The organism is Ralstonia mannitolilytica (genome assembly GCF_905397375.1).
Classification (GTDB): Bacteria; Pseudomonadota; Gammaproteobacteria; order Burkholderiales; family Burkholderiaceae; genus Ralstonia; species Ralstonia mannitolilytica.
On sequence record NZ_CAJPVG010000010.1, the window covers coordinates 148,274 to 171,332 of the forward strand.

Consider the following 23,059-nt stretch of genomic DNA (forward strand, 5'->3'; position numbering starts at 1 on the left):
CGCCTGGTCAGACGTTGAACAGGAAGTGCAGCACATCGCCATCCTTGACGATGTAGTCCTTGCCTTCCGCGCGCATCTTGCCGGCTTCCTTGGCGCCCTGTTCGCCCTTGTACTGGATGAAGTCGTCGTAGGCGATGGTCTGTGCGCGGATGAAGCCGCGCTCGAAGTCGGTGTGGATGGCCGCCGCGGCGCGCGGGGCCGTGTCGCCGATGTGGATCGTCCAGGCGCGCACTTCCTTCACGCCGGCCGTGAAGTAGGTCTGCAGGCCGAGCAGCTTGAAGGCCGCGCGGATCACGCGGTTCAGGCCCGGTTCGTCCATGCCCATGTCGGCGAGGAATTCGGCCTTGTCGGCGTCGTCCAGATCGGCGATTTCCGCTTCGATGGCCGCACACACCGCCACCACGGGCGAGTTCGTCTGGGCGGCGTAGGCCCGCACGGCGTCGAGGTGCGGGTTGTTCTCGAAGCCGTCGTCCTTGACGTTGGCCACATACATCGTCGGCTTGGCGGTGATCAGGCACAGCGGCTTGAGCAGCGCCCATTCCTCGTCGGTCAGGCTCAGCGTGCGCACGGCCTTGGCCTCGTCGAGCACCTTTTGCGCCTTTTCCAGCACGGCAACCAGCTTGGCGGCTTCCTTGTCATTGCCCGACTTGGCGGCCTTGGTGTAGCGCTGCAGGGCCTTTTCGACCGTACCCAGGTCAGCGAGGGCCAGTTCGGTGTTGATGACTTCGATATCGGCGATGGGGTCGACCTTGCCCGCCACGTGCACGACGTTCTCGTCTTCAAAGCAGCGCACGACGTGCGTGATGGCGTCGGTTTCGCGGATGTTGGCGAGGAACTGGTTGCCCAGGCCTTCGCCCTTGGATGCGCCCGCCACCAGGCCCGCGATGTCGACGAACTCGACGACTGCCGGCAGCACGCGCTCCGGCTTGACGATCTCGGCCAGCGCCTGCAGGCGGGCGTCAGGTACTTCCACCACGCCCACGTTGGGTTCGATCGTGCAGAACGGGTAGTTCTCGGCGGCGATGCCGGCTTTGGTCAGGGCATTGAACAGGGTCGACTTGCCGACGTTGGGCAGACCGACGATGCCGCATTGGAGGCTCATGGTGAAAAAGGCTCTAAATCAAGGGGTTGCGTGACGCTGGGGGAGGCGCCAGCACAGCGGAACCGGGGCTGCGCGCGTCGTTCACGGAAAGGCGTGATTGTAACCGGTCCGGCTCCGGTCAGACCGCCGTAGGGGCGTTGCCGGCGCCCGCTTTCATGGTGCCGGGCCGCGCTTGCCACGGGTGATGTGCGCGTTACGAAGCCGTTACGCGTTACGTTCCATCGACGTAACAACTTCGCACCTGGCGATGGTCTTTCGGGGGGCGGCCCAGCAGTTGCATGGCCGCCCCATATCGCGCGTAGCCAAGTCCGACAAGGCCTGACGGCCCTTCCGGCCCCAAGCGGAGCGACCGCGTTTGAGGCCAGGCACACCTATTGCACTGCCTCGCTCCAGAACAACAATACGCCTCTGGAGCACAGCATGTCCTGGACCGTCGCCACCACCACCTCGACCGGCCGCATCCACCCGACCCCCGCGGTTTCCGAGAGCGCCGGCATGTTCGCCTGCTACGAAGCCATCGCCGGCCTGTCCGAAGACATGGTCGACGCAGCCGAGCGCGCCGACTGGGAAGAGGTGAGCCGGCTCGAACGCGAATGCGCCGCCCACATGGAGCGCCTGGGCCACGCGCGGCGTCCGGCCCTGTCGGTGGAAGACGTCCGCCGCAAGCGCGACCTGATGATGCGCATCCTTGCCAACGACGCCCGCGTGCGTGCGCTCGTCTGCCCGCGGCAGGACGAACTGATGCGCCTGGCCAGCGGCGAGCGCCGCGCCATCGGCGTGCGCCAGGCCTACGCGGCGGTGTCCTACTACTAGCCGGCGGGCCAATCGCTCTGACTTGCGCCGATCCCGCGGCAGCCCGTCAAACGGCTGCCGCGACGCATTTGCGCGCCAGCAAAGCCGGGCCCACCCCCGCCGCTATAATCGGCCCACCATGAATACACCCGCGTTTTCCTCTTCCCGGGCGGCTGCCAAAGACGCCGTGGCGTACCACATCGCCGTGGTCGGCGGCGGCATCGTCGGGCGGGCGTGTGCGCTGCGGCTCGCGCAGATCGGCCTGCGTGTCGCGCACGTCGCGCCGCCGGCGCCGGCGTCTGCTCCCGCGGGGCCGGACGCCTGGGACGCGCGCGTCTACGCGTTCTCTGCCAGTTCGCAGGCGCTGCTGGAGCAATTGCGCATCTGGCCCGCGCTCGACATGACACGGGTGCAGCCCGTGCACGACATGCGCATCTTTGGCGACGACGCGGCCGCGCGCGGCGAGCACGCCGACGCCGACCTGCACTTTTCCGCCTACGCAGCCGGCGCACCGCAGCTGGCGTGGATCGCTGAATCGTCGCTGGTCGAGCGTGCGCTGGAGACGGCGCTGCGCTTTGCACACACCGTGCAGACCTTCCCGCACGCCGCCACCGGCTTCGAGATGGACGCCGACGCGGTGCGCCTCACGCTGGCAGACGGACAGACGATTCGCGCCGAATGCGTGATCGGCGCCGACGGCAAGCAGTCGTGGGTGCGCGAGCAGGCCGGCATCCAGGCCGAAGCCAAGCCGTACGGCCAGCTGGGCGTGGTGGCCAACTTCCAGGCCGAGCACTGGCACCAGGACACCGCCTGGCAGTGGTTTCTCGGCACCCCTGCCGAGCGGGCCGCCGCAGCAGGCGACGCCATGCCAGCGCGCGGCGAGATCCTCGCCATGCTGCCGCTACCCGATCGGCGGGTCTCGATGGTGTGGTCGGCCGATGAGGCGCACGCCCGCGAACTGCTGGCCCTGCCGCCCGAGGCGCTGTTCCGGGCCGTGGAGGCCGCCGCAGGCGGAGCCGTGGCCGCGCGATTCGGGCGCCTGACGAACATCACGCCGGCGCAAGGCTTTCCGCTTGTGCTGCAGCACGCCAGCAGGCTGGTTGCGCCGCGCGTGGCGCTGGTGGGCGATGCGGCCCATGTGATCCATCCGCTGGCCGGGCAGGGCATGAACCTCGGCCTCAGGGATGTGGCCGAAATCGGCCGTGTGATGGCCGAACGGGAAACCATGCGCGATCATGGCGATCTGAGGTTGCTGCGCCGTTACGAGCGTGCCCGCCGCGAAGACCTGCTCTCGCTCACGGCCGCCACGGACGGCCTGCATCGGCTGTTCGCCCTGCCCGGCGCGCTGCCCCGCACGGTACGCAACGCGGGCATGGCGCTGGTCGGGATGACGCCATTCATTAAACGCTTGTTGATCAAGCACGCGCTGGGTTGAGTCAGCAGCCTCTGGTGCGATTTCTCGGGGTTTCAGGAGCTTTTATGTCGTTTCGTATTCGGGTGGCGGCCATCGCCTCTGCGGTGGCTGTGGCGGCCATTGGCGCGAGTTACGTATTGAGCGCCGGTGCCGCCGAGCCCGCATTGGACAAGGTCAAGGCCACCGTGCAGAAGGCGCTGGGCTCCAACGTGGAGATCAAGAGCGTGGCCAAGTCGCCGCTGGCGGGACTGTACGAAGTGAACCTCGGCAGCCAGGTGATCTACACCGATGCCACCGGCCGCTACGTGCTCAACGGAGACCTGCTCGACACGCAGACCGCCACCAACATCACCCAGGAGCGCCTGGCCGAGCTGAACCGCGTGAAGTGGTCGGACCTGCCGCTGGACCGCGCCGTGAAGTGGGTCAAGGGCAATGGCTCGCGCAAGATCGCCGTGTTCTCCGATCCGAACTGCCCGTACTGCCACAAGCTCGAGCAGATGCTCACGCAGGTCGACAACATCACGGTCTACACCTTCCTCTTCCCGATCCTGTCGGAAGACTCGAACACCAAGGCCAAGCAGATCTGGTGCTCGGCCGACCGCGCCAAGGCCTGGCGCGAGTGGATGACGGCCAAGACCGCGCCGGGCGGCACGGGCACCTGCGACACGCCGCTCGAGGCCAACCTGAAGCTCGGGCAGCAGCTGAACGTGACCGGCACGCCGGCGATCATCTTCCCGGATGGCTCGCGCGCGCCGGGCCTGATCGACGCGGCCACGCTGGAGCGCAAGTTCGCCGCGCTGAAGAAGTCGTAAGCCATGCCGCAAAGAGCGCCGGTTTCGTCCGGCGCTTTTTCTTTGGGCATTTGCATTCACAACACGCTGGGAGACCGACATGTCGTTTCGCGCCCTGATGCTGGAAAAGCAGGACGGCGGGCCGCTGGCCCATATCGTTGACCTCGACGACGCGGCGTTGTCCACGCCAGAGGCGCGCGCCAACGAGGTGACGGCCGGCGACGTGCTCATCCGCGTGGACTGGTCGACCATCAACTACAAGGACGGCCTGGCCATCACGGGCAAGGGGCCGGTCGTGCGCAAATGGCCGATGGTGGCGGGCATCGACGGCGCGGGCGTCGTCCTGGAGTCGTCGCATCCGGATTGGCGGACGGGGGATGCGGTCATCCTCAACGGCTGGGGCGTCGGCGAGACGCACTGGGGCTGCCTCGCGCAGCAGGCGCGCCTGTCGGGCGACTGGCTGGTGGCGCTGCCGGCGGGGCTCGATGCGCGCCAGGCCATGGCGATCGGCACGGCGGGCTACACGGCGATGCTGTCCGTGCTGGCGCTCGAGCGCGCCGGTGTGAAGCCGGGCGACGGCGAGGTGCTGGTGACGGGTGCGTCGGGCGGCGTGGGGTCGATCGCCATCGCGCTGCTGGGCAAGCTCGGCTATCGCGTGGTGGCCTCCACGGGCAAGACGGGCGAGGCCGATTTTCTGCGGGCGCTGGGCGCGACCGACGTGATCGACCGCGCGGAACTGTCCGCGCCCGGCAAGCCGCTGCAGAAGGAGCGCTGGGCCGCTGTGGTCGATTCGGTGGGCTCGCACACGCTCGCCAACGCGTGCGCGCAGGTGCGCTACGGCGGCGTGGTCACCGCGTGCGGGCTGGCGCAAGGCATGGATTTTCCGGCCACCGTCGCCCCCTTCATCCTGCGCGGCGTGACGCTGTGCGGCATCGACAGCGTGATGGCGCCGCGCGCCCTGCGCCAGGCCGCGTGGGAGCGCCTGGCCGTCGACCTGCTGCGCGACCGCCTCGCTGCCATCACGCGCGAGGTGACGCTCTCGGGCGCCATCGACGCGGCGCACGACATCATGGCCGGCAAGATGCGCGGGCGCGTGGTCGTCGACGTCAATCGATAGGCCGATTCGCGGACGATTTGCGCGCGGTGGCCGTCGGTAACATGGGGCGGCAACGCTACAATGCTCGCCATGAAGCCGATCCGCTACACCATCGTTCCGAGCGCGCCCGAGGCGCACGTGTTCACCGTCACGGTCACGGTCGATTCGCCTGACGGCCGGGGCCAGCGCTTCTCGCTGCCGGCGTGGATTCCGGGCAGCTATATGATCCGCGAGTTCGCGCGCAACATCGTGCGCATCGAGGCGTCGTCCGGCGACAAGCCGGTGCGGCTCACCAAGCTGGACAAGCACAGCTGGCAGGCCGCTCCGTGCAGCGGGCCGCTCACGGTGTCGTACGACGTCTACGCCTGGGACCTCTCCGTGCGGGCCGCACACCTCGATGCCACGCATGGCTTCTTCAACGGCACGTCGGTGTTCCTGCGCGTCGAGGGCGCGGATGCGCAGCGCTGCCTGGTCGACATCCAGCCTCCCGCCGGAGACGCCTACCGCAGCTGGCGCGTGGCCACGGCGCTGCGCGAAGCCAGCGGCCGCATCAACGGCAGGGCGGGGGCCAAGCGCTACGGCTTCGGCTGGTACGAAGCCGTCGACTACGACGAACTGATCGACCATCCCGTCGAGATGGGCACCTTCGATCTGGTGTCGTTCGAAGCGTGCGGCGCGCAGCATGACGCGGTCTTCACGGGCCGCGTGCCGAACCTCGACCTGGAGCGCATTGCCCGCGACTTCAAGCGCATCTGTGAGGCGCAGATCCGCCTGTTCGAGCCGCAGACGGCCACCGCGCCGTTTCTCGACAGCAACCGCCGCTACGTCTTCATGACGATGGTCACCACCGACGGCTATGGCGGGCTGGAGCACCGTTCCAGCACCGCGCTCATGTGCGCGCGCAACGATCTGCCCGTCGTCGGCCGCGACGAGACCACCGAGGGCTACCGCACCTTCCTCGGCCTCGTCAGCCACGAGTATTTCCACACCTGGAACGTCAAGCGCATCAAGCCCGCGGCCTTCGTGCCGTATGCGCTCGACCGCGAGGTCCACACGCCGCTGCTGTGGCTGTTCGAGGGCTTCACGAGCTACTACGACGATCTGATGCTGGTGCGCTCGGGGCTCATTTCCGAGGCGCAGTACCTCGAGATGATCGCCAAGACATGGAATGGCGTGCTGCGCGGCAGCGGTCGCCTCAAGCAGAGCGTGGCCGAGAGCTCGTTCGACGCGTGGACGAAGTACTACCGGCAGGACGAGAACGCGCCCAACGCCATCGTCAGCTACTACACCAAGGGTTCGCTGGTGGCGCTGGCGCTCGATCTGACGATCCGCACGCAGACCGGCGGCGAACGCTCGCTCGACGACGTGATGCGCGCTCTCTGGGCCGCCTACGGCCGCGATTTCTATGCGCCCGGCCATGTGCAGCGTGGCGTGACCGAAGCCGAGCTGATCGCCCTGATGGAAGAGATCACCGGCCTGCGCCTGCGCACGCTGGTGCGCCAGGCCACCGAAGGCCGCGATGACCTGCCGCTGCCGGCGCTCTTCAAGGCGATGGGCGTCAGCGCGACGCGCAAGGCGGTGGATTCCGCGCTTGCGCTTGGCGTCAAGGCGGGCGTCGAAAACGGCTTCGTCAAGCTGCAGCAGGTGTTCGACGGCGGCCCGGCGCAGCGCGGCGGCCTGTCGGCCGGCGATCTGATCGTCGCAGTCGACGGCCTGCGGGTGCCGGCGGGCCAGCTGGACAAGACCCTGACGCGCTACCGCGCCGGCGACACCGTCCCCGTGCACGTGTTCCGCCGCGACGAGCTGATGCAGCTGAACGTGAAGCTGGCCACCGATGCGACGCCGCAGTTCACGCTGGCGCTGGCCCCGGAGCCCTCGCCGCTGCGCTCGGCGTGGCTCGGCAAGCGGGCGGCGGCGCGCAGCACGCGTTCGGCGCGCGGGAAGTCGGCCTGAGCTGCGCAGCCCAATGGACTACGTCCACGATCCACGCACGTTTCTTTACAGCCATTACGTTTCACGCGGCATTCGCACGGCCACGGGCGTGATCGGCCTGACGCTGCTCGCGCTGCTGGTGATGGACCTGCAGGGCGCGATGGTCGTCTCCATCGGGGCGTTGTGCACGAGTCTCATGGACCTGCCCAGCCCGCTGCGGCACAAGTTCAACGAGATGATGGCGTGCGTGCTGCTGACCACCGCAGTCACGTTCATCGTGGCGGTGGCCACGCCGTACGCGGTGCTGCCCGTGGTGATCGTGGCGGTGGCCTTTTTGGCCGGGCTGATGGTGGCGTACGGCAACAAGACGATGCCGCTGCAGTTTGCGGCGCTGTTCGTCATGACGCTGACCTTCACCGAGGAGTTCGCCTTTCGGGAGGCGGTCGAGCACACGCTGCAGTTCTTCCTCGGGGCCAGCGGCTACATGGCGTTCGCCCTGGTGGTCGCGTGGGTGCAGCGGCGCCGCATCAAGGAGCAGGTGCTGGCCGAATGCCTGTATGAACTGGCCGTCTACGTGGAGCGCAAGGCCGGTTTCTACGATGCCGCCAAGGATTTCGACGAGCAGTTCAACGCGCTCGTGCGCCAGCAGATTTCGGTGGCTGACAAGCAGCAGGTGGCGCGCGACTTTGTTTTCCGCGACAACCGCACCGCCAGCGACGGGCGTCTCGTGCAGATCCACATGCGGATGCTCGATCTCTACGAGTACCTGCTGTCGTCCAACACCGATTACCCCGTGCTGCGCCAGTGGCTGGCCGACGCCGAGGTGATGCGGCTGCTGCGCGACGTGATCGAGCGCATGCGCATGGACATCGAAGGCGTGGCCTATGCTGTTGGCCGCGACCGGCCGTCGCCCACGCCGATGTCCTACGAACAGGAGATGGCCGCCATCGAGGCGGCGTTGCACGAACTGCAGCGCAACCACCACGGTGTGCCGATCGAGGCGATTGCCGCGCTGGAAGAATCGGTGGCGACCGTGCAGGGCGCGATCCGCCTCATGGCGCAGCTGCATGCTGCAACCGCCACGCCGGTCGAGTTGTCGCAGGTGCTGCTGCGCCCCGACATGACGCCGTTCCTCACGCGCCAGAAGTACGAACTGCGGCTGGTGCTGGAGGAGCTGACATGGCGCTCGCCGGTGCTGCGCTTTGCGCTGCGCATTTCCATGGCCGTGGCGGCCGGGCTGTGGATTGCGGACCGCCTGCCGTACAGCTCGCACGGCTACTGGGTCTTGCTGACCATCGTTGTGATCCTCAAGCCGACCTTCAGCATGACGCGTCAGCGCAACGTCGACCGCGTGCTGGGTACGCTCATCGGCTGCGTGATCGCTGCGGTGATCCTGCGGTTCACCCATTCGACGTGGATCCTGATGGGCGTGCTGTACCTGTCGACGGCGGCCAGTGCGGCGTTCGTCACCGTGCGCTACCGCTATACCGCCATTGCGGCGTGCGTGCAGGTGCTCATCCAGATCAACCTGCTGCTGCCGGGCAGCAAGGGCGCGATCGGCGAGCGCCTGGTCGACACGCTGATCGGCGCGGCCATCGCCACCGTCTTCAGTTACGTGCTGCCCAGCTGGGAATATCGCAACCTGCCCAAGCTGGTGGACGACGTGCTGCGCACCAACCGCCGCTTCATCGAGGCCGCGCGCGATCTGCTGCTCGGCACGCTCAAGGACGACTTTGCGTATCGCGTGCAGCGCAAGCAGTACATGGAATCGCTCACGGGGCTGATCTCGGCCTTCGCCCGCATGCTCGACGAGCCCAAGAGCCGCCACCGCGCCGTCGACAACCTGAACCGCTTCATCGTGCAGAACTACCTGGTGGCGGCGCATGTGGCGGCGGTGCGTATCCTCGTGCGCCAGCGCGCGCAGGAGCTCGACGAAGCCGACACGCGCGCCCTCGTCGAGCAGACCGCCGAGGCGGCGCTCGAAAGCCTCGCCCGCGCCAAGGAGCGCTTCGACCAGGCCGTGCACGAAGGCGGCTGGGGCGTGCGCCCGCGAGATACGCAGGAACTCGGCGCTGCCGATTTCGCCGACAAGTCGGCGCGCTCCCGCATGGTGGAGGCGGCCACGCAGTCCGAGTCGCTGTCGGCCGCGCACTTGCTGGAGCGGCGCCTGCAGGCGCTGCGCGCCGATACGGCGAAGATCGCGCTGCGGTGTGGGGCGCTGGGTCGCGCGTTGCGGGTCGCCCGCGACTAGGCGGGGCGCGCCCTCAGGCTGCCTGGGGCTTCAGCCAGTCAATCGCGGGTTGGCCCTGTGCCGCGAGCCATTCATTCGCCCGCTTGAAATGCCCGCACCCCAAGAACCCGCGATGCGCCGACAGCGGCGACGGATGCGGCGCCTCCAGCACCAGGTGCCCGTCCGGCAGCAGCGCGCGCTTGGCCTGCGCGTGGCTGCCCCACAGCATGAACACGCGCTTGTGGCCGACGCGCGCGAGTTGTTCCAGCAGGCAATCGGTGATGCGTTCCCAGCCGCGCTTGGCGTGACTGGCGGCCTGACCTTGCTCGACCGTGAGCACGGTGTTCAGCAGCAGCACGCCTTGCCGCGCCCAGCCCTCGAGGTTGCCCGACGTGCCTGGCAGCTTGCAGCCGTATTCCGCTTCGATTTCCTTGTAGATGTTGCGCAGGCTCGGCGGCACGCGCACGCCGGCGGGTACCGAAAAGGCCAGGCCGTGCGCCTGCGGAATCTCGCGGCCATCGACCGTGCCGGTGCCGTGATACGGGTCCTGACCCAGGATGACGACGCGCACATCGTCCACCGACGTCAGATGCAGCGCGCGGAAAACCTCGGTCGGGAAGATCGGTTTGCCCGACGCGCGCTCCCCGTCGACGAAAGCGCAAAGCCCCGACCAGTTGGTCTGCGCGATGCACGGCGTGAGCAGCGCCTTCCAGTCGGCGGGGAGGGCATCGAACTGCCGGGCCAGCGGGGTGAAGCCCACGGCAGCCGTGTCCGCAGCGGGCTCATCGAAGAGGGCGGCTTGCGCGGGATGGGCGCGTCGCGTCATGCCTGGCCCTCGATGGTCTTTGCACGCAAGTGGTAGCCGCGCTGCGCCTTGCTGATGTCGAGCGGCGTGAGGCCCGGCACTGCGGCGCGCAGCGTGCGCGTCCATGCGTGCAGGCGCTGGGCGATCGCCTCTTCGCCGAGCGTGGTGCCGGCGGCCGGCTTCCACTCCAGTTCCAGTTCGTCGATCGGCTCGCGTGCCTGGGTGCCGGGGATGAGGATGGCGCCGGCGTCCAGCGCAATCTCGATCTCGCCGTCCTCCACTGCCGCGCGCCACAGGCGGCGCGTGAAGTCGGTGCGGAACAGCGGGGCGAGTGCGGCGGCATGGGGCCGGACATAGTCGGCGGCTTCGGCGGCGTCGTGCGTCACGAAGGCATCGACCGACAGCGCATCGCTTTGCAGCGGCACTTCCCATTCATGCCGGGCGCTCAATCCCGCCGTACTTACTGCTGCGGTCTTGAGTGTCTGCAGCCACTGGTTGCCTTGGCGGCGCACGCGCAGCGCGGCGCGGTTGCGCGCGAGGGTCTGGTCGGGCGTGTCGTAATAGACGTTTGCCAACTCCACGGAGCCTGACGCCTTGGCGTTCGCATCCAGCCAGCCCACCAGCGCATCGTGCGCGCCCGCCGGCACGGACAGCTTCAGTTCGATTTCACGGGCCATCGATCAGGCAAACAGGCGGGCAAGTTCGGCGCCCGGGTCGTCGGCGCGCATGAATGCCTCACCGACGAGGAAGGCGTTGACGGCGGCGGCGCGCATCTTGCGCACGTCGTCAGGCGTGAGGATGCCCGATTCGGTCACGACGATGCGGTCATCCGGCATGTGCTTGAGCAGGCCAAGCGTGGTGTCGAGCGAGGTTTCGAACGTGCGCAGGTTGCGGTTGTTCACGCCGACCAGCGGGGTCTGCAGGCGCAGCGCGCGGTCCAGCTCGTGGCCGTCGTGCACCTCCACCAGCACGTCGAGGCCCAGTTCGAGCGCGCACGCTTCGAGTTCGACCATCAGCCCCTGGTCCAGTGCGGCAACGATCAGCAGGATGCAGTCTGCGCCCCACGAGCGCGCTTCGTACACCTGGTACAAGTCGACCATGAAGTCCTTGCGCAGCACCGGCAGCGCACAGGACGCGCGCGCCTCGCGCAGGTAATCGGCGTGGCCCTGGAAGAACTGCTCGTCGGTCAGCACCGACAGGCACGCGGCGCCGTGTTCCGCATAGCTGCGGGCGATGTCGGCGGGCTTGAAGTTCGGGCGCAGCACGCCCTTGGACGGCGAGGCCTTCTTCACCTCGGCGATGACGGCGGCGTGGCCGGCGGCGATCTTCTCGCGGATGACCGTGGCAAAGCCGCGCGGGCCGAGGGTGCTGTCGCTGCGGTTGGCTTCGGCCTCGGCGCGCACGCTGGCCAGGTCACGATGCTTGCGCGCGGCGGCGACTTCTTCGGCCTTCACGGCCAGGATCTTGTTCAGGATGTCGGACATGGTGAACAGGCTTAGGCTTTGAACTGGTTGCTCACGCGCACGAGCTCGTCGAGCTTGGCACGCGCCGCGCCGCTGGCGATGGCCTCGCGCGCAAGCTTCATGCCGTCGCCGATGGAGCCGGCAATGTTGGCGGCATACAGCGCCGCACCCGCATTGAGCGAGACGATCTCGCGCGGCGTGCCCGGCTTGTTTTCCAGCGCGTCGATCAGCATGGCTTTGGATTCTTCCGCATCGGCCACCTTCAGGTTGCGGTTCGACACCATCTGCAGCCCAAAGTCCTCCGGGTGGATTTCGTATTCGGTGACCACGCCGTCTTTCAGTTCCCCGACCAGCGTGGCGGCGCCCAGCGACACTTCGTCCATGCCGTCCTTGCCGTAGACCACCACGGCGTGCTTTGCACCGAGGCGCTGCATGACGCGCACCTGAATACCGACCAGGTCAGGGTGGAACACGCCCATCAGGATGTTCGGCGCGCCGGCGGGGTTGGTCAGCGGCCCCAGGATGTTGAAGATCGTGCGCACGCCCAGTTCCTTGCGGATCGGGGCGACGTTCTTCATGGCCGGGTGGTGGTTGGGCGCGAACATGAAGCCGATGCCGACCGTCTCGATCGACTCGGCCACCTGCTCGGGCGTGAGCATGATGTTCACGCCCAGCGCCTCGAGCACATCCGCGCTGCCCGATTTGGAGCTGACGCCGCGTCCGCCGTGCTTGGCGATGCGCGCACCGGCCGCCGCTGCCACGAACATCGAGGCGGTGGAGATGTTGAACGTGTTGGCGCCGTCGCCGCCCGTGCCCACGATGTCGACAAAGTGGTCGGACACCTCAGCGGGCACCTCGACCTTGGTGGCGAATTCGCGCATGACGGTGGCGGCGGCCGCGATCTCGCCGATGGTTTCCTTCTTGACGCGCAGCCCCATGGTGAGCGCGGCGGCCATGACGGGCGACATCTCGCCGCGCATGATCAGCCGCATCAGGTGCAGCATTTCGTCGTGGAAGATTTCGCGGTGTTCGATGCAGCGGACGAGCGCTTCTTGCGGGGTGATGGGCATGGTCGTTCGGGATTCAGTTGGAGGACGCCGGGGCCGGGGTTGCCGGCACAGCTTGGCGCAAGGCGCCGATGCGCTCGCGCAAGAGGTCGGCCTCGCATGCGGCTTCAGCCAGGTCGGCATCGGTGGTATTGCGGGCCAGGCGGCGGTGCAGGTCGCATTCGGCCTGCCGGTAGAGCTGGTGGGCGCGCACGGTGCGGTCGAACGCCATGGCGGCGCCTTTGTCCGTGCCGTTGTTGGCGGCGATGCCGGCGCGCAGCGCGGTGCGGCGTGCCGATTCGGCGGAGGCCAGTTCCGCCAGGGCCGCCTTGCGGGCAGCCTGCACGCAGCGCGACACGTCGCCGGCCTCGGGCTGGGCGGCGCGGCAGGCTTCCAGCGTACCGGCCATCGCCGGAAGGCTCGCCATCATCGCGACCGCGATCGCGCATGCGCGGCGCATCAGACGCGTTCCTTCAGGAAATTGGCGAGCAGCGCGTGGCCGTGTTCCGACAGGATCGACTCCGGGTGGAACTGCACACCCTCCACCGGCAGCGTCTTGTGGCGCACGCCCATGATTTCGCCGTCTTCGGTCCAGGCGGTAATTTCCAGGCAGTCGGGCAGCGTTTCGCGCTCAATGGCAAGCGAGTGATAGCGCGTCACCTTGAAATGCCGCGGCAGGTTGGCGAACACGCCCACGCCGGTGTTTTCGATGGTGCTGACCTTGCCGTGCATCACTTTCTGCGCGCGGATCACGCGGCCGCCAAACGCATCGGCAATCGCCTGGTGTCCAAGGCACACGCCCAGGATGGGCACGCGCCCCGCAAAGTGCTTGAGCGCCGGAACCAGGATGCCAGCTTCCGTCGGCGTGCACGGGCCGGGCGACAGGCAGATGCGCTCTGGATTCAGGTTTTCGATCTCTTCGATCGTGATCTCGTCGTTGCGCACCGTGCGCACATCCTGGCCGAGTTCGCCGAAGTACTGGACGATGTTGTAGGTAAAGGAGTCGTAGTTATCGAGCATCAGCAGCATGGTGGTCTCCTTAACCTCAGAAATCGGCGTCGAGGCCGTCTTGCACTTGCTCGGCCGCACGCAGCACGGCGCGCGCCTTGTGTTCGGTCTCCCTCCATTCGGCATCCGGGTCCGAATCGGCCACCACGCCGGCGGCGGCCTGCACATAGAGATTGCCGTCCTTGATGATGCCGGTGCGGATGGCGATTGCCAGATCCATCTCGCCCGAGAACGAGAGATAGCCCACCGCGCCGCCGTAGATGCCGCGCTTGACCGGCTCCAGCTCGTCGATGATCTCCATCGCGCGCACCTTGGGCGCGCCCGACAGCGTGCCCGCGGGGAAGGTCGCGCGCAGCACGTCCATGTTCGTCATGCCCGGTTTCAGGCGGCCCTCGACGGAGCTGACGATGTGCTGCACGTGCGAATACTTCTCGATGACCATCTGGTCCGTCACCTTGACCGAGCCGATCTCGGCAATGCGGCCGATGTCGTTGCGCGCCAGGTCGATCAGCATGACGTGTTCGGCGATTTCCTTCGGGTCGTTGAGCAGCTCGGTGGCGAGTTCTGCGTCGCGCTCGGGCGTGTTGCCGCGCGGGCGCGTGCCGGCCAGCGGGCGGATCGTCACGATGCGGGCGGATTCGTCGGCGCCGTTGCCGTTGGTGGATGCCGGGATGCGGCGCTCTTCCTGGCGCACCAGGATTTCCGGCGATGCGCCGACGATCTGCATGTCGCCGAAGTTGTAGAAGTACATGTACGGCGACGGGTTCAGCGAACGCAGCGCGCGGTACAGCGACAGCGGCGCATCGCGGAACGGCTTGACCAGGCGCTGGCCGATCTGCACCTGCATCATGTCGCCGGCAGCGATGTATTCCTTGGCCTTGAGCACGGCGGTGATGTAGTCCGCCTTGTCGAACTCGCGGATGGTGTCGGTGCGCACCGACGGCGATGTCACCGGCACATCCACCGGCTGGTGCAGCTTGGTGCGTAGGGCGCGCAGGCGCTGCTTGGCGTGCGAATACGCCTCGGGCTTCGACGGATCGGCGTAGACGATCAGGTAGAGCTTGCCGGACAGGTTGTCGATCACGGCCAGCTCTTCGCAGAGCATGAGCTGGATGTCGGGCAGCTGCAGATCGTCGGGCGGGGCGGTTTCGGCCAGGCGGGGCTCGATGAAGCGCACGGCGTCGTAGCCGAAATAGCCGGCCAGGCCGCCGCAGAAGCGCGGCAGGCCCGGGCGCAGCGCCACCTTCTGGCGACGCTCGAAGGCGGCGATGAAGTCCAGCGGGTTGCCCTCGTGCGTCTCGACGACCTTGCCGTCGGTCACGACTTCCGTGCGGTTGCCCTTCACGCGCAGCAGCGTGCGCGCATGCAGGCCGATGAAGGAGTAGCGCCCGAAGCGCTCGCCACCCACCACCGACTCCAGCAGGAAGGTGTTGGTGCCACGGTCGTGCGATTGCGCCAGCTTCAGATACAGCGACAGCGGCGTCTCTAGATCGGCCAGTGCCTCGGCAATCAGCGGGATGCGGTTGTAGCCCTGGTCGGCCAGCGATTTGAATTCGAGTTCGGTCATGAGCGGTCAGATCGATTCGCCGGCACGTGCTATTGCCCGCACCGGCATGCGTTCGCTCCACGGCAAAGCGCGTTGTGCCGTCGGAACGTTAGCAGAACATGAGGGATGGGAACGCGAAACACCATGCGATCCCGCAAGGGCCATCCGCAAGCCGACAGGGCAGTCAACGGAAGACCGGCGGGCGGTCAGCGTTTGGGGCAGGAGATACAGAGGTGGTTCTGGCAGGGTACGCCGAAACCGGGGGAAGAACGATCAGCAGCCGGTCAAACGCTTACGCCCGAGCGAGGGCGTGCCAGGGTCGCCAGGGCCAGGCCCCCCGGTCACCACGAGCGAAGATGCGTTTGCGATTCAGGAACATGGATCGTCAGTTGGAAGCGGCAGAGACGGCGTTGTGGGGTTCCGCATGGGGCCGGATCCACTCGGCTGCCGCAAAAAGTGTGTCGACTATAGCATCGGCTCCGGCGTGCTGTATAGGCTGGCCGTGGTTGTAGCCATACGGCACTGCCAGCACGCGCATGCCGGCGGCGCGGGCCGCGCGGGCGTCGTTTTCCGAGTCGCCGATCGCCACCACTTCGGTCGGATTCACGCCGAAGGCCTCCGCCACACGCAGCATGGGGTACGGATCGGGCTTGCGGTAGGCGAAGGCGTCGCCCGGGTAGACGAGGTCGAAATAGGTGTCCAGGCTGAGCTGCGCCAGCAGCGGTTGCGTGAAGTCGCGTGGCTTGTTCGTCACGCATGCCAGGGCGAGGCCCATGTCGCGCAGTGCCGCCAGCCCTTCACGCACGCCGTCATAGACGCGCACGTACTGGCCGTTGATGGCGATGTACGCGCGCTGGTAGGCATCCAGCGCCTCGGCGAAGCGGCTGTTGGCCTGGGCCGGCGGCAGGCGCGCGTCGAGCACACGCCGCACGAGGTTCTCCGAACCCTTGCCGACGTAGCTGACGACTTCCTCCACCGGCATGTCCGGCGTGGCGCCGAGCGCCTCAAGCATGGCGTTGATGGCGGCGTGGAAGTCGCCGGCCGTGTCGACCATCGTGCCGTCCAGGTCGACGATGACGGCGCGCACGGGCCTGTGCATCAGGCCCCCACGCCCGCCAGCGCCTGGCGCAGTGCGCCGACCGTGCCGCGGTAGCCGCCGTCCGCATCGGGCTTGCCGAAGACGGCCGAACCGGCCACGAATGTGTCGGCGCCGGCCTGGGCGATCTCGGCGATGTTGTCGGCCTTCACGCCGCCGTCGATCTCCAGCAGGATCTTGCGGCCGCTCTTTTCCTGGTACGCATCGAGCTTCTGGCGCACGGCGCGCAGCTTGTTCAGCGCCTCGGGAATGAACGACTGGCCGCCAAAGCCCGGGTTGACCGACATGATCAGCACCATGTCCAGGCGGTCCATCACGTGATCCAGGTAATGCAGCGGCGTGGCCGGATTGAAGACGAGGCCGGCCTTGCAGCCGTTGTCGCGGATCAGCGCCAGCGAGCGGTCGATGTGCTCGGACGCTTCCGGGTGAAAGGTGATCAGGTCGGCGCCGGCCTTGGCAAAGTCGGGGATGATGCGATCGACCGGGCGCACCATGAGGTGCACGTCGATCGGCACCGGCTTGCCATCCTTTTGTGCGTGCGGCCGGATGGCCTCGCACACGAGCGGGCCGACGGTCAGGTTCGGCACGTAGTGGTTGTCCATCACATCGAAGTGGATCCAATCGGCGCCCGATTCGAGCACGCGGCGCACTTCTTCGCCCAGGCGGGCAAAGTCGGCGGACAGGATGGACGGAGCGATGCGGAAACCGGACGGGTCGATGGCGACAGGCATGATGGAGCGCTGATTGAACGCGGATGCAGGAAGAAGGCCGCCATTTTAGCCGGGTTCAGTGGCCCGGCCGCGCCTTGCCGCTGGTCCGGCCATGCCCCACAATGGGCGCCAATTCTGATTGTGGATCGACATGCCGAGCTACGAACTCACCGTCCAGGTCCGGACGCGCTATCTGCCGGAGCAATCCGAGCCGGAGCAGGGCAACTACGCTTTTGCCTACACCATCACCATCCGCAACACCGGCGACGTGCCGAGCCAGCTGATCTCGCGCCACTGGGTGATCACCGACGCCGATAACCGTGTGCAGGAGGTCAGCGGCCTGGGCGTGGTCGGCCACCAGCCGCTGCTGCCGCCGGGCGAATCGTTCGAGTACACGAGCTGGGCGACCATCAACACACCCGTTGGCACGATGCGCGGCGAATACTTCTGTGTGGCAGAGGACGGCCACCGCTTCGAGGCGCCGATCCCCGAGTTTGCGCTGGCAATGCCGCGCATGCTGCACTGATTACGCTGAAGCCTTGGGCGGCTGCGAATCTTCCGGCTTGGCGTCGGTCGATTCCGAAGGACTGGAGCCCGAGCCCTGGCGCGACGGATGCTCGGGGGGCGCACGCAGCGGGCGAGGGTGCTTCTTGGCGCCCGACATCGTCCAGACCACGATGAAGATCAGCAGGAACAGCGCCACACCGGCCTCCAGGCCGAACAGCATCATCGGATGGTTTTCAAAGAATTCGCTCATGATCGACGGCGGGGTGCGCGGATGCGGGGCATTGTAGCCAAGCCCGCCGCCTCGCCGGACAGGATGGAACAGGCATGACAGCAGCAACTCCCGACGTATTGACGCCTGCCCGTGGCACGGCTTCGCGCCGATGGGCCGGCCTGGCCGCCACGCTCGTTGCCGCCCTGCTGGCGGCGTGCACCAGCGGCCCGCCGCCGCGCGTCGAAACGCCGCAGGCCCCCACCGGGACGCTGGGCGGCCATCTGACGCCCGCCACCTGGGCCGACGTGGCGGGCTGGACCGCCGACGATCTCGCCACCGCCTGGCCGGCGCTGCAATCCAACTGCCAGGCGATGAAGCGCCGCGCCGACTGGGCGCGCGTCTGTTCCGCCGGCTTGATGGTCGACGCTGGCGACCCGATCGCCATGCGTGTCTTCTTTGAGGAGAATTTCACGCCGTATCGCGTGGTGAAGGACGACGGCACCGACAGCGGTCTGATCACCGGCTACTACGAACCCCTGCTGCGCGGCTCGCGCTATCGGCACGGGCCGTACCAGACGCCGCTGTATCGCATGCCCGCCGCGTGGCGCGGCAAGACGCTGCCGGCGCGCGCGCAACTGATCCGCAGCCCGGCGCTGCAAGGCCAGGAAATCGTCTGGGTGGATGACCCGGTGGAGGCCGCGTTCCTGCAGATCCAGGGTTCCGGACAAGTCCAGCTGGAAGAGGGCGGCATCATGCGCCTGGGCGTGGGCGGCACCAACAACCAGCCGTTCCGCTCCTTCGCGCGCTGGCTGCTCGACATGGGCGAGATCACGCCTCAGCAGGCCACCATGCAGGGCATCAAGGCCTGGGCGCGGGCCAACCCCGCCCGCGTGGAAGAGATGCTCAACATCAACCCGCGCTACGTGTTCTTTGCCGAAACGCCAGGCAACACCGCCGGCCCGATCGGCAAGCTGGGTGTGCCGCTCACGGATGAGCGCTCGATTGCGGTGGACCCGACGTACATCCCGCTGGGCTCGCCGGTATTCCTGTCGACGACCAAGCCGCTGTCGGCCGAGCCGATCCAGAAGCTGGTGTTCGCGCAGGACGTGGGCTCGGCCATTCGCGGCGCTGTGCGTGCCGACTATTACTTCGGCCACGGCGACGCCGCCGGCGATCTGGCCGGGCGCATGAAGCAGGCCGGCCGCTTGTGGGTGCTGGTACCCAAAGGCGGCAGCGTCGGCGTCGCCGCCCGTTAATTCGCTCACGATCCTACGGCGGGGCCCGCTTGGCTCCGACTTGCCAAATGCGTGTTTGCCATACTGGTTGGTGCACCGCTGTGCTTTCTGAGCCGATCAGGCGCGTTCGCTACGGAGCGTGAGCCCATTCCAGGGCGCGACCTATCCGCGCCGCAAGTCGACCACGCGGCGCGCCTTGCCGACGGAGCGCTCGATGCCACCGGTAGCCAGGATCTCGATCGCAGCAGTCACGCCGATCAGCGACTTGATGTCATGCGCCAGCTGGCGGCTCGCCGATGCGGCGGCGTCGGCCGGTGCGCCAAGGGCGGCCTCAATGCGCACCGTCAGCGTATCCAGCGGCCCCTCCTTGCCGAGCACGCATTGGTAATGCGGGGACAGCGCCGCGTGCTTGAGGATCAATTCCTCGATCTGTGACGGGAACACGTTCACCCCGCGCACGATCATCATGTCGTCGCAGCGGCCGGTGATCTTTTCCATGCGACGGAAGCCGGGCCGCGCGGTGCCGGGCAGCAGGCGGGTGAGGTCGCGCGTGCGGTAGCGCACCACCGGCATCGCCTCCTTGGTCAGCGACGTGAAGACCAGTTCGCCGAATTCGCCGTCGGGCAGCACGTTGCCGGTGTTCGGGTCGATGATCTCGGGGTAGAAATGGTCCTCCCAGATGGTCGGGCCGTCCTTGGTTTCGGCGCATTCGCTTGCCACGCCGGGGCCCATCACTTCCGACAGGCCGTAGATGTCCACGGCCGACAGCCCCATGCGGGCCTCGATGGCCGCGCGCATCTCGGGCGTCCAGGGCTCGGCGCCGAAGATGCCGATCTGCAGGCTGGATGCGGCGGCGTCCATGCCCTGGCGCTCGAATTCGTCCGCGATCGCGAGCATGTAGCTGGGCGTCACCATGATGATCTGCGGCTCGAAATCACGGATGAGCTGCACCTGCCGCTCGGTCTGGCCGCCGCCGAACGGAATCACCGTCAGACCCGCGCGCTCGGCGCCGTAGTGCGCACCCAGCCCGCCGGTAAAGAGGCCGTAGCCGTAGCTGACGTGGACCTTGTCCCCGCGCCGTGCCCCGGCCGCACGGATCGAGCGCGCGACCAGCCCGGCCCATGTCTCGATATCGGCCAGCGTGTAGCCGACCACCGTGGGTTTGCCCGTCGTGCCCGACGATGCGTGGATGCGCGCAATCCGGTCCTGCGGCACCGCAAACATGCCGAACGGATAGTTCTCGCGCAGATCGCTCTTGGTGGTGAATGGAAATTTGGCCAGATCGGACAGGGAGCCCAGGTCCGACGGGTGCACGCCGGCCGCATCGAACTTGGCCCGGTAGGCGGGCACGTTTTCATACGCGTGAGCCAGGCTGCGTTTCAGGCGTTCCAGCTGCAGTGCCTGGACGGCGTCGCGGCTGGCGGTCTCGATCGGGTCGAGAGGCAGGTCGGTCGAGCGGGGGCGCATGCAGGTCTCCTCCGGGGCGCCGTCGTGCGAACCTGCTTAAGATCGTACTTCGCGTCCCGATCTTGGCCCTGCGATGCGCACCGTACCCATGCACGGTGGCGCCTCTCGGGCCGAGTCGGGCCGCTCGCTACGGATCGTGAACAGGTTCTAGGGCGTCCTCTAATGATGGTGTGCGGTGTCGGGGGTCTTCTATCGCGTCGGACTACGGTTCCGGGCTGCCGGGAACAGGAATGACGTGGCCGCGAATCTGCGCGGACTTGCCGCGGAACATGGCCACCACCTCGTCGTTCTGATTCGACACGCGCACGTCGTAGACCCCGTGCCGGCCGGACAGGACCTGCTCGGCGGCCTCGGCGGTCAGCACGTCCCCGCCCTGCGCGGGCCGCAGGAATTCCACACTGCAGCCCGCCGCCACCGTGTTGTGATTGTGGCTGTTGCACGCAAAGGCAAAGGCGGAATCCGCCAGCGTGAAAATCAGCCCGCCATGGCAGGTGCGGTGCCCGTTGAGGAACTCGGGCCGCACCGTCATCGAGAGGCGGGCGTAGCCGGGCCCGACGGCCTCCAGCCGCATGCCCAGCCAGCGGGTGCAGGCATCGGCGTCATACATGGATCGGCAGGCGGCCTCGGCCAGCGCCTGCGCATCTTGGAGGGCAGTCTCGGTCACGCTGATCCCTTATTCGCCGGTGAAATGCGCCACGCGCTTGTTGAGGAAGGCGTCGACGCCCTCCGCGTAGTCCCTTGATCTGCCCAGTTCCCGCTGCAGATCGCGCTCCAGGTCCAGCTGCGCATCGAGCGATTGCGTGGGCGCGGCGTGCATGGCCCGCTTGATGGCGGCCAGCGCCCGGGTCGGCTGCTTGGCAAGGTGCTCGGCCATCGCGTGCACTTCGGTCATGAGGATCCTGGCGTCGTGGTACACGCCCCAGATGAGGCCCCAAGCCAGCGCCGTCTTGGCGTCGAGCTTCTCCCCCAGCATCGCCAGGCCCATCGCCCGCGCCACCCCGATGCGCTGCGGCAGGAACCACGTCCCGCCCGAATCCGGCAGCAGGCCGATCTTGACGAATGCCTGCAGGAAGCACGCATTCTCGGCCGCCAGCACGATGTCGCAGGCCAGCGCCAGGTTCGCACCCGCACCGGCCGCGACGCCGTTCACGGCGGCAATCACCGGCAGGGGCAGGGCACGCAGGCGGCGCACCAGCGGGTTGAACTGCTCGTCGATGAGTTGGCCCAGGTCGGTCATCTGCCCGGGCGTGAAACTGAGTTCGGAAAGATCCTGCCCCGCGCAGAAGCCGCGTCCGGCCCCGGTCAGGATCAGCGCGCGGGCCTTCTGGCGCTCGACCTCGTCCAGCGCGTCACGCAGTTCGCCGTGCATGGCGGCCGTGAAGCTGTTGAGCTGATCGGGCCGGTTCAACGTGATCGTGGCCACGTGTTCATGCCAGTCGAGCAGAATGCTGGGGCTCGTCATGATCTTGTCTCCTCCTCGGTCATCGGTTCATTGATTAACCGACCGGTTGGTCGGCTAATATTACATCCATTCCAACAGGAGCTTCCATGTCCTACGAAAACATTCTGGTCGAAACGCGCGGTCGTGTTGGTCTTGTTACGTTGAACCGGCCGAAGGCGCTCAACGCCCTCAACGATGCGCTCATGGATGAACTGGGCGCCGCGCTGCTCGCCTTCGATGCCGACGCGAACATCGGCGCCATCGTCATCACCGGCAGCGAAAAGGCGTTCGCCGCCGGCGCGGACATCGGCGCCATGGCCGACTACGACTTCGCCACCGTCTATAGGAATGAATACATCACGCGCAACTGGGAGACCATCCGCCGCATCCGCAAGCCGGTGATCGCCGCGGTGGCCGGCTACGCGCTGGGCGGCGGCTGCGAGCTCGCCATGATGTGCGACATCATCCTCGCCGCCGACACCGCCAAGTTCGGCCAGCCCGAAATCAAGCTCGGCACCATGCCGGGCGCAGGCGGTACGCAGCGCCTGCCGCGCGCCGTATCCAAGGCCAAGGCCATGGACCTGTGCCTCACGGCCCGCATGATGGGCGCCGAGGAGGCCGAGCGCGCCGGCCTGGTCTCCCGCGTCATTCCCGTCGACAAGCTGCTCGACGAAGCCATCCAGGCCGCGGAAACCATCGCTGGCTTCTCCTTGCCCGCCGTCATGATGATCAAGGAGTCCATCAATGCGGCTTATGAGACCACGCTGACCGAGGGCGTGCACCTGGAGCGCCGCCTGTTCCATGCCACGTTCGCCACGGAAGACCAGAAAGAAGGCATGCGCGCCTTCCTCGAAAAACGGGCGGCCGCCTTCAAGCACCAATAAGCAGGGCCGGCGAAGCGTCTCTTCGGGAATACCCGAGTAACTGTCTCGGGTATGCTGGGTGCGATTTTGGGGCGGCTGGAAAGCCCGCGAGCCAAGCTCTGGACTGGGCTCGCGGGCTTTTTTCATGACTGCGTCATCAGCGCGTCACGACAAAGGTGTTGCCAAGCTCCGGAAACCCCCCTAATATTCGCCCCTCGCTGCACGACGCAGCGCCGAAACGAAAGCGACGGCGGGGCGTGTGAAGCGGTGGAGAAGTAGAAGTGGTGCGGGTTTCCGGGTGGTT

The 23,059-nt window shown here is 67.3% G+C and carries 23 protein-coding genes; 9 read left to right on the plus strand and 14 right to left on the minus strand.

All coding sequences use genetic code 11. From position 1 onward, the window contains the following. Nucleotides 1-7: 7 nt before the first annotated feature. Nucleotides 8-1,102 carry a redox-regulated ATPase YchF gene (gene ychF / locus KHN96_RS18040; protein ID WP_045784949.1) on the minus strand — a complete coding sequence of 365 codons (1,095 nt, stop codon included), beginning with the start codon at nucleotides 1,100-1,102 and terminating at the stop codon, nucleotides 8-10. 420 nt (nucleotides 1,103-1,522) lie between these two features. Here ychF and KHN96_RS18045 point away from each other — a divergent pair, with 420 nt between their 5' ends. The 6 genes from KHN96_RS18045 to KHN96_RS18070 all read left to right on the plus strand — a co-directional run bounded on the left by KHN96_RS18045 (nucleotide 1,523) and on the right by KHN96_RS18070 (nucleotide 9,378). After that, a complete protein-coding gene (locus KHN96_RS18045; RefSeq protein WP_045784948.1) occupies nucleotides 1,523-1,915 on the plus strand; it encodes a flagellar protein FliT in 393 nt (130 codons plus the stop codon). A 118-nt stretch (nucleotides 1,916-2,033) separates the two neighbouring features. Then, complete coding sequence (locus KHN96_RS18050) at nucleotides 2,034-3,329, plus strand: UbiH/UbiF family hydroxylase (RefSeq protein ID WP_115044096.1); 1,296 nt, start codon at nucleotides 2,034-2,036, stop codon at nucleotides 3,327-3,329. A 44-nt stretch (nucleotides 3,330-3,373) separates the two neighbouring features. Further along, on the plus strand, nucleotides 3,374-4,120 hold the full coding sequence (locus KHN96_RS18055; RefSeq protein WP_045784946.1) for a DsbC family protein: 747 nt from the start codon (nucleotides 3,374-3,376) through the stop codon (nucleotides 4,118-4,120). 79 nt (nucleotides 4,121-4,199) lie between these two features. Next, a complete protein-coding gene (acuI, locus tag KHN96_RS18060; protein WP_045784945.1) occupies nucleotides 4,200-5,216 on the plus strand; it encodes an acrylyl-CoA reductase (NADPH) in 1,017 nt (338 codons plus the stop codon). Between the two features lie 69 nt (nucleotides 5,217-5,285). Next, nucleotides 5,286-7,148, plus strand: a complete 1,863-nt coding sequence (locus tag KHN96_RS18065; protein ID WP_045787672.1) for a M61 family metallopeptidase — start codon at nucleotides 5,286-5,288, stop codon at nucleotides 7,146-7,148. Nucleotides 7,149-7,161: 13 nt separating this feature from the next. Then, a complete protein-coding gene (locus tag KHN96_RS18070; RefSeq protein ID WP_062739481.1) occupies nucleotides 7,162-9,378 on the plus strand; it encodes an FUSC family protein in 2,217 nt (738 codons plus the stop codon). 13 nt (nucleotides 9,379-9,391) lie between these two features. Here the strand turns inward: KHN96_RS18070 and KHN96_RS18075 are convergent, their stop codons facing one another. From KHN96_RS18075 to rpe, 9 genes are all read right to left on the minus strand, one after another. After that, on the minus strand, nucleotides 9,392-10,183 hold the full coding sequence (locus tag KHN96_RS18075; protein ID WP_062739482.1) for a uracil-DNA glycosylase: 792 nt from the start codon (nucleotides 10,181-10,183) through the stop codon (nucleotides 9,392-9,394). After that, nucleotides 10,180-10,839, minus strand: a complete 660-nt coding sequence (locus KHN96_RS18080) for a CYTH domain-containing protein (RefSeq protein WP_045784942.1) — start codon at nucleotides 10,837-10,839, stop codon at nucleotides 10,180-10,182. Before KHN96_RS18080 ends, KHN96_RS18075 begins: the two co-directional genes overlap by 4 nt. 3 nt (nucleotides 10,840-10,842) lie before the next feature. Then, a complete protein-coding gene (gene trpC / locus KHN96_RS18085) occupies nucleotides 10,843-11,646 on the minus strand; it encodes an indole-3-glycerol phosphate synthase TrpC (protein WP_062739483.1) in 804 nt (267 codons plus the stop codon). An 11-nt stretch (nucleotides 11,647-11,657) separates the two neighbouring features. Beyond that, on the minus strand, nucleotides 11,658-12,695 hold the full coding sequence (trpD, locus tag KHN96_RS18090) for an anthranilate phosphoribosyltransferase (RefSeq protein ID WP_045784940.1): 1,038 nt from the start codon (nucleotides 12,693-12,695) through the stop codon (nucleotides 11,658-11,660). Nucleotides 12,696-12,708: 13 nt separating this feature from the next. Continuing rightward, nucleotides 12,709-13,131: a lysozyme inhibitor LprI family protein gene (locus KHN96_RS18095; RefSeq protein WP_062739484.1), complete on the minus strand. Its 423-nt coding sequence runs from the start codon at nucleotides 13,129-13,131 to the stop codon at nucleotides 12,709-12,711. Further along, nucleotides 13,131-13,700 carry an anthranilate synthase component II gene (locus tag KHN96_RS18100; protein WP_062739485.1) on the minus strand — a complete coding sequence of 190 codons (570 nt, stop codon included), beginning with the start codon at nucleotides 13,698-13,700 and terminating at the stop codon, nucleotides 13,131-13,133. Before KHN96_RS18100 ends, KHN96_RS18095 begins: the two co-directional genes overlap by 1 nt. A 16-nt stretch (nucleotides 13,701-13,716) precedes the next feature. Further along, nucleotides 13,717-15,246 (minus strand): anthranilate synthase component I, encoded by a 1,530-nt coding sequence (gene trpE, locus KHN96_RS18105; RefSeq protein WP_062739486.1) that lies wholly within the window; start codon nucleotides 15,244-15,246, stop codon nucleotides 13,717-13,719. A gap of 364 nt (nucleotides 15,247-15,610) precedes the next feature. Continuing rightward, on the minus strand, nucleotides 15,611-16,324 hold the full coding sequence (locus KHN96_RS18110) for a phosphoglycolate phosphatase (RefSeq protein ID WP_045784936.1): 714 nt from the start codon (nucleotides 16,322-16,324) through the stop codon (nucleotides 15,611-15,613). Then, entirely contained in the window at nucleotides 16,324-17,052 is a 729-nt protein-coding gene (gene rpe / locus KHN96_RS18115; protein WP_045784935.1) for a ribulose-phosphate 3-epimerase, read from the minus strand. The genes KHN96_RS18110 and rpe overlap by 1 nt, the downstream gene beginning before the upstream one ends. 130 nt (nucleotides 17,053-17,182) lie before the next feature. Between rpe and apaG the strand changes: the two genes are divergently transcribed. Next, entirely contained in the window at nucleotides 17,183-17,557 is a 375-nt protein-coding gene (apaG, locus tag KHN96_RS18120; RefSeq protein WP_045787671.1) for a Co2+/Mg2+ efflux protein ApaG, read from the plus strand. Here apaG and KHN96_RS18125 read toward each other — a convergent pair whose 3' ends face one another. Continuing rightward, nucleotides 17,558-17,788 carry a hypothetical protein gene (locus KHN96_RS18125; protein WP_045787670.1) on the minus strand — a complete coding sequence of 77 codons (231 nt, stop codon included), beginning with the start codon at nucleotides 17,786-17,788 and terminating at the stop codon, nucleotides 17,558-17,560. It abuts the gene before it with no gap. Nucleotides 17,789-17,862: 74 nt separating this feature from the next. Between KHN96_RS18125 and mltA the strand changes: the two genes are divergently transcribed. Further along, nucleotides 17,863-19,005, plus strand: a complete 1,143-nt coding sequence (gene mltA / locus KHN96_RS18130) for a murein transglycosylase A (RefSeq protein ID WP_062739487.1) — start codon at nucleotides 17,863-17,865, stop codon at nucleotides 19,003-19,005. A gap of 141 nt (nucleotides 19,006-19,146) precedes the next feature. Here the strand turns inward: mltA and paaK are convergent, their stop codons facing one another. The 3 genes from paaK to paaG all read right to left on the minus strand — a co-directional run bounded on the left by paaK (nucleotide 19,147) and on the right by paaG (nucleotide 21,913). Beyond that, nucleotides 19,147-20,451, minus strand: a complete 1,305-nt coding sequence (gene paaK, locus KHN96_RS18135; RefSeq protein ID WP_062739488.1) for a phenylacetate--CoA ligase PaaK — start codon at nucleotides 20,449-20,451, stop codon at nucleotides 19,147-19,149. Nucleotides 20,452-20,653: 202 nt separating this feature from the next. Next, entirely contained in the window at nucleotides 20,654-21,121 is a 468-nt protein-coding gene (paaI, locus tag KHN96_RS18140) for a hydroxyphenylacetyl-CoA thioesterase PaaI (RefSeq protein WP_226946993.1), read from the minus strand. Nucleotides 21,122-21,124: 3 nt separating this feature from the next. Continuing rightward, nucleotides 21,125-21,913, minus strand: a complete 789-nt coding sequence (gene paaG / locus KHN96_RS18145; RefSeq protein WP_062739489.1) for a 2-(1,2-epoxy-1,2-dihydrophenyl)acetyl-CoA isomerase PaaG — start codon at nucleotides 21,911-21,913, stop codon at nucleotides 21,125-21,127. Nucleotides 21,914-21,999: 86 nt separating this feature from the next. Here paaG and KHN96_RS18150 point away from each other — a divergent pair, with 86 nt between their 5' ends. After that, nucleotides 22,000-22,776, plus strand: coding sequence for an enoyl-CoA hydratase (locus KHN96_RS18150; protein ID WP_062739490.1), 777 nt, complete (start codon nucleotides 22,000-22,002; stop codon nucleotides 22,774-22,776). Nucleotides 22,777-23,059 lie beyond the last annotated feature (283 nt).